Genomic DNA, 13,879 nt, shown 5'->3' with positions numbered 1-13,879 from the left:
CTGAATAGACTTCCTATATCGCATGGTGAATAATTGCGATGAATTGCGGAAATTCGGACGATACTGGAACTATTCAGATATGTAAAAAGAAACGGGGAATGACATGACCGCAGTGGTGGTGTTCGATTACGGCTTCGGCAACGTGCGCTCGATGATGCGCGCGTTGGCCCATATCGGCCTTGAGCCGACCTTGACCAGCAACCGCCGCCAGGCATTGGAGGCCGACGGGTTGGTGGTGCCCGGTGTCGGCGCTTTCGCCGCGTGCATGGATGGTCTCAAGGCCGTCGGTGGCGACCGGATCATTGTCGAGCGTCTCAAGGCTGGACGGCCGGTGCTGGGGGTGTGTGTCGGTCTGCAGATCATGTTCGCGCAGGGCACTGAAGGCGGAACGAAAGCGCAGGGTCTTGGAATCATTGACGGCAGCGTGGATCTTCTCGACGCGGACGTGGTGCCGCATATGGGTTGGGACACGATCAGCGCGCCGCAGGATTCGGTGATTCTCGACGGGCTTGGCGACCAACGCTTCTATTTCGTGCATTCCTACGCTTCGATGAGTGCGTCCATTCCCGCGCGTCCTGTGGCGACGGCGAATGCCGTGACATTGGGAAGTGACGGCTATCACGGCCACGTACAATCGTCCATCGACGAGGCGAGTACACAAAAGGTGGGATTCTGCGATTACGGACGCAGCCGTTTCGTGGCGTCCTACGAGCGCGGTCCGCTTTCGGCCACCCAGTTCCATCCCGAGAAGTCGGGGGAGGCCGGGGCGCAATTGCTGAAGAACTGGGCGGCGACGCTCTGAACCTCAAACGTTGCGGAATCGTGGTCTACGGTTGGCAGAAGGTATGGATTAAAGGCTCATCAGAGGTGCTGCAGACGATGTTCCGAACGGTTGTGTTTTGACATTCTGTATTACTTATTAACCGGTGGTCGAAAGAAATCGCCACTGAAAGCGAGGAGAACAATATGCTGACATTGCTTCCGGCCGTTGATGTCCGAGGTGGCAAGGCCGTGCGTCTGCGTCAAGGCGAGTCAGGTTCCGAAACCGATTATGGCAGCCCGTTTCAGGCGGCTCAGGCATGGTTCGACGAGGGCGCAAACTGGATTCATCTGGTCGATCTGGACGCCGCGTTCGGCACCGGTGACAACCGCTCGAAACTGCGAGAGATCGGCGAGAAACTGGGCGGCAAGGTCCATATCGAAATGAGCGGCGGCATCCGCGACGACGCAAGTCTTGAAGCCGTCTTCGCAGCCGGCGCCTCACGCGTCAACATCGGCACCGCCGCGCTGGAAAACCCGGAGTGGACGGCCAGGGTCATCGAACAATACGGTGGCAAAGTGGCCATCAGCCTCGACGTCAAAGGCCATACCCTGGCCGGTCGCGGTTGGGTGAGCAAAGGCGGCGACCTTTTCGAGACCATGGCCATGCTCGATCGTGCCGGTTGCCGGCGTTATGTGGTCACGGACGTTGCCCACGACGGCATGATGGATGGTCCGAACCTCGATCTGTTGCGTGAGGTCGCCGAACGCACGCCGGCCCATGTCACCGCTTCCGGCGGCATTTCAAGCCTGGATGACATCCGTGCTGTCGCTCAACTGGGAAGCGTCGGCGTCGATGCCGCGATCCTCGGCAAATCCCTCTACGTCCATGCCTTCACGCTCAAGGAGGCCTTGGCGGCCGTTGGTTGATCGTTTCTGTCGAAAATCCTATTCGCTTACATCAGCGAAGCAGTGGGTATGGAATTGTCTTTCGAGGAAATCGGCCCGGAGGTGTCCGGCAAATCGTCCTGTCGCTGGCTCATTTGGTTGATTTGATTGAAGATTTTTAGGTAGATCAAGGATTTGGCATAGGCGAGCCACGAGAACCCCAGCAGCAGACAGGCGATGCGTACATATTTGGTGAATACGAATAAGGCGATTGCGGCGATGTCTACGGCTACGATGGCAAGTGTCTTGCCAAACGTCGCCCAAGGTATCCTCAATGCGTTCAGCAGTGTGGCTTTGAAACTGTTCTCGAACCTGGCTTGCAGAGGGCAATAGAATTCGAAGGTCATCAATAGTATGATTCCCGCTATGACAAGTATCGGAAGTACGATATAGGACGAATTCGAATTCAGGGAATTCCAGAAGGACAAGGCGAAAACGATAACTGCGCCGATTGCTGCGAATACGATGAACGCTGCAAATGAACGCAGAAACTCGCGTATGAAGCGATGAAGGTATTCCCGGCCCAGATTGATGTCCTCGTGATCGTCGTAGGCGAAGACGGTGCTGTAAAGCGCTGTTCTGGCGGAACCGATGGTGATGATCGGAATGCAGGTAAGCAGGAATAGAAGGTTCAGGATAAAGTAGCGGACGCATAGAGTCAGAAATCGCCAAAATGGGCTGTTGATATTGAAGTGCATGACGAAGTTGGCTCCTTTGGAATCGGTGATGGCGCTGTTCCGTCTGGGTGCGATTGCGGCTTACCCAATACTAAATATTAGATTGATTAATTAATTGTATATAATTAGGATATTTGTATAAATTAGTGGTCATTGATCGCCTGCGTCCCAAGGGGGTAATATGCGTTTTGATTTTGGGCCGGCAAGTCTGCGTTGGATATCCATGGCGGTGGCCTTGATCAGTGTGGCCAGTTTGGGCGCAAGGGGCACCGTTCCGGTTTTGACCACGATGCTGATAGCTGCGACGACCGTCATCCCGCGGTCGAAGATGGGGACGGCAACCGAATTCACGGGAATGTTGGTGAGGTCGAAAAATGTTATTCGATCATGTTCAATCTTGTCAAGTTCTGCATAGATGTCGCTTGCGGATGGCCTCTCGACTTCATACGAGGGCCAGACGAAATCGTCGTTGTCGAGAATCTTGGATTTCAATGCCGGGGAAGCGAAAGCCAAGAGGACTCTGCCTACGGCAGTAGGAACCAAAGGCAGAACGTCACCGACATGATAATACAAAGGCAACTGCTGATGACCGTCCCTGCGATCGATGATGAGAGCGCCGGTGTCTTGTAGAGTAGCCAGCTGAACATGAAGATTGGTGGCTCGCTCCAGATTGTCCAGGCAAGGCGAGGCGGTTTCCTGAATGGAGAGCATCGGTTGCGCCGTCTGCGCGAGATTGATCAGATGCATCCCGATTGAATAATTGCCGTTGCGCCATCGTTCCACGGCTCCGTGGGCGACCAGTCCTGAAAGGATTCTGCTGGTGGTGCTTATCGGAAGTCCGCAGCGGTTGGAGATTTGTGTGAGGTTGAGTTGAGGATCTTCTGTGGTAAAACAATCGAGAATCGCGAAAATCCGTTCGATCATGCTGGTTTTTTCGGATGTCTTTTTGGCGTCCGGAGCCATGGGTGAGCGATTCTGCTTGTTCATGGCTTAATTATAAATAGACAGGCAATTGAGGCCTTTCTGTTTTTCCACTGAGTGGAAATGGAATTTTTGTCTCGATTTCCTCACGATATAACTTGTTCTAACGAACGAGTTGACGGGTACATGGTTACCGACAAGGACCGGCGTCTTGCTTTGCAGGTACGTATCGGGACTGCGGGAATGGTGCCGGGCAGCGTTCGTTGAATTGTGGCCGATATCTTCAAGGAAGAGCTGACGGAGTCGTCGTTGTCGACGCAACGGTTCGGACTGTTCATGAAGTCGCAGAAGAAGGAGGAATAGTGGAAGCGTCACGGAAAGATGCCACGCTTAAAGCCCCATTGGTGCAAGAGTCAATTGCTGGCAAAGCCAAAAAACGTAACGGACAAGTGCAAGGCAGCCCAAAGAGAGGCAGGCATAGGCGGATATCCCATGGCTTCAAGTTGTGGCTGCTCGTCTCGCCATTCCTTTTGCTCTGCGTGTTGTTCAACTATATCCCGCTGTTCGGGTGGATCTATGCCTTCTTTGACTATCAACCGCCAATCCCGCTTTCGGAAAGCAAATTCGTAGGGTTGCAGTGGTTTGAGATGCTGGTGAGGAATCCTGCCCAGATGAGAACCATCGGCCAGGTGTTGGTCAATACCTTTGCCATAAGCGGGCTGAATATCCTGACGACGTTCTTCCCGATGATCTTCGCCATAGCGCTTAACGAGATTCGTGCCAAATGGTTTAAGAACCTGGTTCAGACATTGACGACATTGCCTAACTTCATCAGCTGGGTTCTGGTATACTCCATCGCTTTCGCCATGTTCTCCTCCAATGGCATGGTCAACGATCTTTTGCAGAACATGCATTTGATTGTCCACCCGATCAAGTTCCTCGATTCCGATTCATACACATGGATCAAGATGGTGGTGTGGAACCTTTGGAAAACGCTTGGATGGGGCTCTATTCTTTATCTGGCCGGAATCTCCGGAATCGACCAGGAGCTGTATGAGGCAGCCGAAGTCGATGGCGCCAACAGGTTCCAGCAGATCATCCACGTCACGATTCCTCAACTGATGCCGACTTATTTCGTGTTGCTGATGATGGCTGTCTCCAACTTCCTCAACAACGGCATGGACCAGTTCTTCGTTTTCCAGAACGCGTTCAACGCTCAACACATCCAAGTGCTGGATCTTTATGTATACAACATCGGTATGGGGCAGAACTCCCTGTCGTTGGCGACGGCGATTTCGATGCTCAAATCATTGGTAAGTGTGGTTTTGCTGTTCTCGGTCAACTGGCTGTCCAAGCATACCCGCGGTGAATCGATTATCTAGGAAGGAAGGAACTACATCATGAAAAATGATCATTCTCAGAGCTCCTCTCCGGCGCAGCAACGAACCAGGGGAGAAAAGGTATACAACATCTTCAATATTGTTTTCTTCCTTATTGTGACGTTCATCTGTGTATACCCGTTCTACTACTTGTTGATCAATTCCATCTCGGACAATAACCTGTCTGCGGCAGGTGCCATACGATGGCTGCCGGCAGGTATCCATCTTGGCAATTACAAGGAGGTCTTCGGCCTCGAAGGGCTTCCTCAGGCGGCGTTGGTGTCGCTCGCCCGTACGGTCATCGGCACGGTACTGACGGTGATCGCGAGCGCATACCTCGGGTTCATGTTCACGCAGCAGCAGATGTGGCACAGAAGTTTCTGGTACCGTTTCATTATCGTCACCATGTACTTCACCGCCGGCATCATCCCGATGTTCATTACGATGAAGAATTACGGACTCACCAATAATTTCTGGGTGTATATCCTTCCGGTCATCGTGCAGCCGTTCAATATCATCCTGGTGAAGACATTCATCGAATCGATTCCCAAGAGCCTTCAGGAGGCTGCGGAGATGGACGGGGCCGGCACTTTCACTGTTTTCGGAAAGATCATTTTGCCGATGTGTACGCCGATTTTGGCCACGGTGGCTATTTTCACTGCCGTTGGCCAGTGGAATTCCTTCCAGGACACCTTGATCTATATGACGGATTCCAAGCTGTATTCCTTGCAGTATCTGCTGTACACCTATATCAACCAGGCGAACTCGCTGGCGGCTTCCGTCAAGGCTAGTGGAGGTTCGGCGGTGAATGCGGCCGCGATGGCGACCCAGCAGACACCGACCTCGATTCGTATGACAGTTTCTGTTATCGTCGTCCTGCCCATTCTCTTCATCTACCCGTTCTTCCAACGGTTCTTTGTCAAGGGAATGATGCTTGGGGCGGTCAAGGGGTGATTGATCCCGCTATGTTTGGGAGTCGATACTCTCGATATCAAAAAGGATGTGAAATATAAAAAGAAAGGGAGGGCAAAGATGTCCTTACGAAAGAAAATGATCGGTGGCGTCGCACTGGCGTTGTCCGCGGCGATGATGCTCGCCGGTTGCGGTTCGTCCGGTGACAACACTGCAGGCGACAAGGACGACAATTCGTTCATGAAGGTCGATGTGTATGATGACCTGGCCAACTATCAGGGCGTGCAAAAAGGTTGGTTCGCCAAGGTGGTCAAGGATAAGTTCAACATGCAGCTGAACTATATCTCACCGAATGTCGCCGGTGGCGGAACCACGCTGTTCGATACGCGTACCGCCGCAGGCAATCTGGGCGACATCATCATCTCGACCGATGCCTTCGGCCGTGGTGCCAAACTCGCGAAGACCAACCTGATTTCGGATATGACCCCGTACCTCAAGGGTATGAACAATATCAAGAAATACAAGCATGCCACCGATGCCACCAACAAAGTCCTGGGCAAGACCTCCGGGGTCTGGGGCATCCCCAATTCGTTGTCCGACAGGAGCCCCTCGACGGCCAGCGAATCCGTGGAGCCGACGTACGGCCCGTATCTGCGTTGGGATCTCTACAAAGAGGTCGGTTATCCGAAAATCAACACCTTTGAGGATCTGCTTCCGGTACTGAAGAAGATGCAGACGTTGGAGCGACAGAAGACTGGTGACAACAAGGTCTATGCGCTGAGTCTTTTCAAGGATTGGGACGGCGACATGATGACCGTCGCGAAGGGTCCTGCCAATCTCTATGGCTACGACCAGGTCGGTTTCGAACTGGCGAAGGCCGACGGTTCCGACTACGAGCCTATAACCGCGAAGAACGGCATCTATGAGAAGGCTTTGAAGTTCTTCTATGAGGCGAACAAGGCCGGTATCGTCGATCCTGATTCCACAACCCAGAACTATGACACCCTGCTTTCCAAATACAAGGACGGCAAGGTACTGTTCTCCTTCTGGCCGTGGGCCGGACAGAACGCCTACAACACGCCTGAGCGCACTGCCCAGGGCAAGGGCTTCATGATCGCTCCCATGAAGGATCAGAAAATCTATTCCAAGGGCGCGACACCCGATGGCGGCATCACCATGATCGCTCTCGGCTCGAAAGCCAAGAACAAGCCTCGTCTGGTCAAGTTCATCGATTGGCTGTATTCCCCTGAAGGCATTTATGACTCCAGCTCGCAAGACGGACTTTCCGCCGGCCCGAAGGGGCTGAACTGGAAGGTAGAAAACGGCAAGCCGGTTCTTACCGCCTTCGGCGAGAAGGTCATCAACGGCGGCTCCGCGAACGTTCCGAAGTCCTACGGTGGCGGCTCTTACTCCGATGGTATGTCCAAGCTCAACTTCCCGAGCGTTTTGGTCGCCGACAAGGATCCCGGCACCGGCTATACGTATACGTCCTCTGCATGGCCGAGCGTTCTGGAGAAGAACAACGACAATCCATTGCATAAGGATTGGCCCGAACATATGGGAGGGGCCAAGACCACTATGGAATATCTTGAAAAGAACAAGATGATCGACGTCGCTCCTGGTGCCACCGTGGTGCCGCCTCTTGAGGATTCGAAGATTTCGACCATCAAGAGCTCGATCAGGACCGAAATCGTCAATTCCTCCTGGAAGGCGTCGTTCGCCGGAAGCGATGCGGAATTCCAGCAGATTCTCAGCGGCATGCGTTCCAAGGTCGAGGGGCTGGGGTTGAAGGATGCCCTTGCCTTCGATTTGAAGAATGCCAAGGATCAAGACAAGTCCCGCAAGGCCATTGTCAAAGAGTTCGCCAATAAAAAGAGCGATTCGACCAGCTCGTCGAATTGACGGGTGGTCTGATCGGCACCTTTTAGGTGCATGATTCCGGAACTTGGATGAAGCAGCTGACATTATGAGCCGAGAGAGGCAATGCCATCTCAGCTGCATAATGTCAACTGCCGAATCCGGGTTCATCAATCAAGGATATAAGGTTCCGTTCCTCTAGTATCTGCGGCGAGGGCCTGATAACGAAGTTAAGGGAAACAATGAAATTTTCAAATGGTGAGTGGTTGGTACGTGACGGTTTCGACGTCAAATATGCAGCGAACGTCTACACCGCCAAGATCGAACCGAAGAAGCTTACGCTGTATTGCTCGTATAATTTCCCGATTTTCGAAACCGGAATGACGCTGGACGGCGGGATCATGACGGTCGAGGTGACCAGCCCGCGTCCTGACATCATCTCCACGAGAATAGTCAATTACAAGGAAGACCGCAGCCATTGTCCGACCTTCCCGCTCAATACCAATGATCCGGACGTCGATATCGAGGAGAACGACGAAGCCTGGACCTTTACCTCCGGACACACCAGCCTCAAGATCGGAAAGGGCAAGAAGCATGATTTCCGTTTTTACTATGACGGAAAGCCGTTGACCGGAGCGGGATTCCGTTCCAAGGCGTTGGTGACCGATTCGGATGGTGCCGCCTATATTTCAGAACAACTGGATATGGGGGTCGGCGAGAAGATCTACGGACTCGGCGAGCGCTTCACCAACTTCGTGAAGAATGGCCAGAGCGTCGATGTCTGGAACGCCGACGGCGGTACGGCCACTGATCAGGCTTACAAGAACGTCCCGTTCTATATGAGCAACCGCAACTACGGCGTCTTCGTCGACAGCCCGGGCAAGGTGAGTTTTGAGATCGGCTCGGATCGTGTGCAGCGCGTCCAGTTCTCGCTTGAAGGCCAGGAGATGACCTATTGCGTCATCGGCGGCTCCTCGATGAAGGATGTGCTCAACACCTATACCGATTTGACGGGCAAGGCGCCGCTGGTGCCGGAATGGAGTTATGGGCTTTGGCTTTCCACCTCGTTCACCACTGATTACGACGAGGAAACGGTGATGAAGTTCGTCGACGGCATGGCCGAGCGACATATCCCGTTGAGCGTCTTCCACTTCGATTGTCGTTGGATGAAGGAGCTGGAGTGGTGCAACTTCGAGTGGGATTCGGACAAGTTCCCCGATCCCGAGGGCCTTTTGAAGAAGCTGCACGACCGCGGTATCAAAGTGTGCGTGTGGATCAATCCTTATATCGGCCAGAAGTCCCCGTTGTTCGAGGAAGGCGCGAAAGGTGGTTATTTCATCAAACGTACCAATGGCCAGGTCTGGCAATGGGACAAGTGGCAGGCCGGTATGGCCATCGTCGACTTCACGAATCCCGAGGCAGTGAAATGGTATCAGAGCAAGTTGCGTCACCTGATGGATCAGGGTGTGGATTGCTTCAAGACCGATTTCGGTGAGCGCATTCCCGTCAAGGACGTGGTTTATTTTGACGGTTCCGATCCGAAGCTGATGCACAACTATTATGCCCAGCTCTACAACAAGGCGGTTTATGATCTGATCTGTGAGCAGAAGGGCAAGGAGAACGCCATTCTTTTCGCTCGTTCCGCGACGGTCGGCGGCCAGCAGTACCCGGTTCATTGGGGTGGCGACAACTCCTCCAACTATCCGTCGATGGCGGAGTCGCTGCGTGCCGGGCTTTCATTCGGCATGTCCGGTTTCGGGTATTGGAGCCATGATATCGCCGGTTTTGAAGACAAGCCGACGCCGGATCTGTACAAGCGTTGGACGCAATTCGGGCTGTTGTCTTCCCATTCTCGTTACCACGGGTCGCGTGAGTACAAGGTGCCGTGGCTGTATGGCGACGAGGCGGTGGACGTGGCCCGTGAATTCACCGAATTGAAGCAACGTCTGGTTCCGTATCTGGTGCGTATGTCGCACGAGACCCACGAGACGGGCGTGCCGATGATGCGTTCGATGGTTTTGGAATTCCAGGACGATCCGACTTGCGAGGACATCGATACCCAGTACATGCTGGGTGACGACATCCTGGTGGCACCGGTCTTTTCCGAAGACGGCGCGGCGCGTTTCTATGTGCCGGACGCTGGCGGCGAGCACGCAGGCGAGCCGTGGAAGAACCTCATCACCGGTGAGAGCTATGAGCCCGGCCGTTGGTATAGGCAGACCTACGACTATCACACCTTGCCGGTGCTGGTGCGCCCCGGCGCCGATCCGCTAAACGAACAGGAATAATCGGGTATCGGTAATCAGGCGATCCGGCGGTTCCAACGAATGGCGCCTGCTGGATTGCCTGCTTGGTCATATAAAGGAAAGAGAGAAGATATGAGCGCAAGTACGCGTTGGTCGCTCGATGATTTCACGCTGGAAGAAAAGGCAAGCCTGACGTCCGGTGGGGATTCGTGGCACCTGCAGGCAATTGCCGATAAAGGTGTTCCCGGCTATATGGTCACTGATGGCCCTCACGGCTTGCGCAAGGCGGCGAATTCATCGGGTTCTTTTGAAACGAAATCGGTTCCTGCCACGTGCTTCCCTCCGGCTGCCGGACTGTCCAGCTCATGGAATCCGCAACTGGTCGATGAGGTCGGACGTGCGATGGGAGAGGAATGCGTGCAGGAGCAGGTCGCGGTGATTCTCGGTCCCGGAGTCAATATCAAACGCAGCCCCCTGGGCGGACGTTGCTTCGAGTTCTGGAGTGAGGATCCCTATCTTTCCGGCCATGTCGCGGTCGGCATGGTCACCGGCATCCAGTCGGAAGGCGTCGGCACGTCGTTGAAGCATTTCGCCGTCAACAACCAGGAGACCGATCGTATGCGCGTCTCCGCCAATGTCTCCGAACGCGCGATGCGTGAAATCTATTTCCCTGCCTTCGAATACATTGTCAAAACCGCGCAGCCGTGGACGGTGATGTGTTCCTATAACCGCATCAACGGCGTGTACGCGGCACAGAACCATTGGCTGCTCACCGATATCCTGCGCAAGGAATGGGGATTCAAGGGAATCGTCCTGAGCGATTGGGGAGCGGACCATAACCGGGTCGATGCCCTGAACGCGGGCATGAACTTGGAAATGCCGCCCACCGATACCGACAGCCAGATCGTCGATGCGGTACGTGATGGCCGTATCGATGTCGTCCAGCTCGACCGAATGGCTTCCGGGGTGCTTGACCTGATGGGCAAGGCCCATAAGTCCATGAGCGCCGAAGGCTACCGTTACGACGTTGATGCCCATCATGAAACGGCTCGCCGTGCCGCACAGGAATCGATTGTCATGCTCAAGAACGAGGGTGGCATCCTGCCGGTCGGCAAAGACCGGCATCTCGCCGTAATCGGCGAGTTTGCCCGTACCCCTCGTTATCAGGGTGGCGGCTCCTCCCACATCAATCCGACCAGGTTGTCGAGCTTCCTCGATGCGCTTTCGTCTCGCGGCATTCAATTCGACTTTGCTCCCGGTTTCACATTGGACGACAAACCTCAGGATGAGCAGTTGACCAAAGAAGCGCTGAATACCGTGAAAGGGGCGGATACCGTACTGATGTTCATAGGTCTGCCTGATGAGATGGAGTCGGAAGGCGGCGACCGGACGAGTCTGGACCTGCCTGCCAAGCAGATTGACTTGCTGACGCAGGTATCGGCAATCAACAGCCATGTCGTGGTGGTGCTTTCCAACGGTGGCGTGGTCTCCGTGGCCCCGTGGCGTGACAAGGCCCAGGGGATTCTGGAATCCTGGTTGCTCGGACAGGCCGGAGGCGAGGCGCTGGCCGACATCATCGAAGGCGACGTCAGCCCCTCCGGAAAGCTTGCCGAAACGATTCCCATGAAACTGCAGGATGATCCGACAATCATGAATTGGCCGGGTGGCGCCCGCAATGTGGACTACGGCGAAGGCGTGTTCGTCGGTTATCGATATTACGATACCTTCGATAAGCCTGTGGCCTATCCCTTTGGCTACGGCCTGAGCTATGCCGATTTCAAGTTCAGCGACATAGAGGTCGATAAGACCGGATCGTGCGCCGCGTTGGTGGAGGTCACCGTCACCAATACGTCCAATGTCGCCGCCTCGCAGACCGTCGAGATCTACGTCGCACCCGGTCAAAGCGAGGTCCAGCGCCCACGTCATGAGCTCAAAGGATTCAAAAAGGTGTTCCTTAAGTCGGGCGAGTCGAAGACGGTCTCGATTCAGCTTGACGCACGGTCGTTCGCCTATTGGTCCGACGAATATCACGACTGGCATGTTGAACCTGGCGTTTATGGCATCGAAGTGGGGACTTCCAGCCGTGACATTGTCCAGAGTGTCGAGGTTCGTCTTGACGGTGACGGCAAATCCCTGCCATTGAGCGAATGGTCCTTCTTCTCGCAGTGGCAGGAGGATCCGCTTGGTGCCAAGGCGATCGAGCAGATGGAAGCGGACGCTGCAAAAGGCAAGGCGCCCAAGTTGCCGACCGATGATGCGCTGCTGATGTCTTTGCTCGCAGGAACTCCCATCAATTCGTTCGGTGTGCTCATGGGCAAGCCGGGCACGGAGGTTCCGGGCTATCTGCTGAAGGCCTATGGACAATTGAGGAATAAGTAGATTTGAGAAAATCAAGATTCCGGTTTTCGGCATTCGCTTGATGTGATGGCCGGAATCTTTCGGACGGTTTGATGTTGGGGAGTGTACGTTGGGATTGGATTTAGCTGCAGGGCCGTATCGCCTGTCGGCGCAACAGATTGATTTTGTCAACCGTGTCGTCGCAGGCATGAGCGATGAGGAGAAGATAGGCCAGCTGTTTTTTGTCATCGGTCAAGAAGGTGACGATTCCCGCTTGAAGGATTTTATCGATCGATATCATCCCGGTGGCATCATGTATCGACCGGACAAGGCCGGCAAGCTGCAGCATAAAGTGGCGACGTGCCAGGGGAATAGCAGGATTCCGCTCTTCATCGCGGCGAACCTTGAGGCCGGCGGCAACGGTTTGGTCGCCGAAGGCACGTGGTTCGGCCGTCCGATGCAGGTCGCCGCTACGGCCGATCCCCATCAAGCCTATGAACTCGGCGATGTCTCCGGATATGAGGCGCGTCAGGTCGGTGGCAACATGTCGTTCTCGCCGATCGTTGACCTCGATCTGAACTTCCGCAACCCGATCATGAACACCCGTACCTTCGGCAGCGACGAAAGCACGATCATCGCCATGTCCGACGCCGAGATCGAAGGCTTCAAGGCCAACGACATCATCCCCGTGGCCAAGCACTTCCCCGGCGACGGCGTCGATGAGCGTGACCAGCACCTCTTAAGCTCCATCAACTCTCTGAGTGTCGAGAAATGGATGGAATCGTACGGACAGATCTACCGTCACTTGATCGAGCGCGGACTGCCTGCAGTCATGATTGCCCACATCATGCAGCCCGCGTGGGAACGCCGCCTGTGCCCGGGCATCGAAGACAAGGATCTGCGTCCCGCTTCCGTGTCCAGGCTGTTGATTGATGGTTTGCTGCGTGGTCAGCTGAAGTTCAATGGGCTTGCCATCACCGACGCCACGCCGATGATCGGTTACAATGACATCATGCCACGCTCGCAGGCGCTGCCGACCACCATCAACGCCGGCATTGACATGATCCTGTTCAACAAGGACATCGATGAAGATTACGGCTACGTGCGCGAGGCGGTCTCGAACGGCACGCTGCCGATGGAACGCGTCGACGAGGCCGTCACTCGCATCGTCGCCACCAAGGTGGCCCAAGGCGTCATGGGCACGGACGGCAAGCTTAAGAACCCGTCCTCGCCCGACTTTGATCTGAAACTCGAGGAACATGGCAGACTTGCCGCCGATCTCGCCGCGAAATCGGTCACGCTGGTCAAGGACCGTGACAATATCCTGCCGATCACCCCGAAGAAGTACCCGCGCGTGCGCCTGGTCGTGCTTGGCGACACCGACGACGGCGGCTTCAAGGAAGGCGGTCTGGTCGCCGACAAATTCAAGAAAAAGCTCGAGGGCGAGGGCTTCAAAGTCACTATATTCGACCGTAAGCACCTCGATTTCCAGGAGGTCTTCGAAGGCGGCGTCAAGGAAGAGGAGGATCGTTTCGACCTCGCCTTCTACGTCGCCAACGTCGAAACCGCCAGCAACCAGACGACGACGCGTCTCGACTGGATCCACCTCATGGCCGCCGACGCGCCGTGGTTCATGCGCAGCATCCCCACGGTCTTCGTCTCGACCTGCAACCCCTACCATCTCTATGACATCCCGATGGTCTCCACCTACGTCAACGCCTACACCGGCAACGATGTGACCATCGACGCGATCGTGCGCAAGATGACCGGCAAGGAGAAATTCGAAGGCAAGAGCCCCGTCGATCCCTTCTGCGGCCATTTTGAGACGCGCCTGTAAGGCAAA

The 13,879-nt window shown here is 54.9% G+C and carries 10 protein-coding genes; 8 read left to right on the top strand and 2 right to left on the bottom strand.

The window, feature by feature from the left end; translation table 11 throughout:
- The first annotated feature begins 103 nt into the window (after positions 1 to 103).
- Together hisH and priA are read left to right on the top strand one after the other, a co-directional pair.
- Positions 104 to 802 carry an imidazole glycerol phosphate synthase subunit HisH gene (gene hisH, locus OZX75_RS04810; protein WP_277145548.1) on the top strand — a complete coding sequence of 233 codons (699 nt, stop codon included), beginning with the start codon at positions 104 to 106 and terminating at the stop codon, positions 800 to 802.
- A 164-nt stretch (positions 803 to 966) separates the two neighbouring features.
- Entirely contained in the window at positions 967 to 1,689 is a 723-nt protein-coding gene (gene priA, locus OZX75_RS04805) for a bifunctional 1-(5-phosphoribosyl)-5-((5-phosphoribosylamino)methylideneamino)imidazole-4-carboxamide isomerase/phosphoribosylanthranilate isomerase PriA (protein WP_277145547.1), read from the top strand.
- 26 nt (positions 1,690 to 1,715) lie between these two features.
- Here priA and OZX75_RS04800 read toward each other — a convergent pair whose 3' ends face one another.
- Both OZX75_RS04800 and OZX75_RS04795 read right to left on the bottom strand, forming a co-directional pair.
- Positions 1,716 to 2,405 (bottom strand): YesL family protein, encoded by a 690-nt coding sequence (locus OZX75_RS04800; RefSeq protein ID WP_277145546.1) that lies wholly within the window; start codon positions 2,403 to 2,405, stop codon positions 1,716 to 1,718.
- Between the two features lie 129 nt (positions 2,406 to 2,534).
- Positions 2,535 to 3,347, bottom strand: coding sequence for an IclR family transcriptional regulator (locus tag OZX75_RS04795; protein WP_277145545.1), 813 nt, complete (start codon positions 3,345 to 3,347; stop codon positions 2,535 to 2,537).
- 629 nt (positions 3,348 to 3,976) lie between these two features.
- Between OZX75_RS04795 and OZX75_RS04790 the strand changes: the two genes are divergently transcribed.
- The 6 genes from OZX75_RS04790 to OZX75_RS04765 all read left to right on the top strand — a co-directional run bounded on the left by OZX75_RS04790 (position 3,977) and on the right by OZX75_RS04765 (position 13,873).
- The gene (locus OZX75_RS04790) at positions 3,977 to 4,687 is read left to right on the top strand and encodes an ABC transporter permease subunit (protein WP_277145544.1); all 711 of its coding nucleotides are present in this window, start codon (positions 3,977 to 3,979) and stop codon (positions 4,685 to 4,687) included.
- 18 nt (positions 4,688 to 4,705) lie between these two features.
- Complete coding sequence (locus OZX75_RS04785; RefSeq protein WP_277145543.1) at positions 4,706 to 5,638, top strand: carbohydrate ABC transporter permease; 933 nt, start codon at positions 4,706 to 4,708, stop codon at positions 5,636 to 5,638.
- Between the two features lie 78 nt (positions 5,639 to 5,716).
- The gene (locus OZX75_RS04780; protein WP_277145542.1) at positions 5,717 to 7,498 is read left to right on the top strand and encodes an ABC transporter substrate-binding protein; all 1,782 of its coding nucleotides are present in this window, start codon (positions 5,717 to 5,719) and stop codon (positions 7,496 to 7,498) included.
- 197 nt (positions 7,499 to 7,695) lie between these two features.
- Entirely contained in the window at positions 7,696 to 9,741 is a 2,046-nt protein-coding gene (yicI, locus tag OZX75_RS04775; protein ID WP_277145541.1) for an alpha-xylosidase, read from the top strand.
- Positions 9,742 to 9,831: 90 nt separating this feature from the next.
- Positions 9,832 to 12,078 (top strand): exo-alpha-(1->6)-L-arabinopyranosidase, encoded by a 2,247-nt coding sequence (locus OZX75_RS04770; RefSeq protein ID WP_277145540.1) that lies wholly within the window; start codon positions 9,832 to 9,834, stop codon positions 12,076 to 12,078.
- A gap of 88 nt (positions 12,079 to 12,166) precedes the next feature.
- On the top strand, positions 12,167 to 13,873 hold the full coding sequence (locus tag OZX75_RS04765; RefSeq protein WP_277145539.1) for a glycoside hydrolase family 3 protein: 1,707 nt from the start codon (positions 12,167 to 12,169) through the stop codon (positions 13,871 to 13,873).
- Positions 13,874 to 13,879: the final 6 nt, after the last annotated feature.

This window comes from Bifidobacterium sp. ESL0800 (assembly GCF_029395355.1).
GTDB lineage: Bacteria > Actinomycetota > Actinomycetes > Actinomycetales > Bifidobacteriaceae > Bifidobacterium.
Note: the sequence above shows the minus strand (reverse complement) of the source record. Positions and strands in the feature narration are given on the sequence as shown.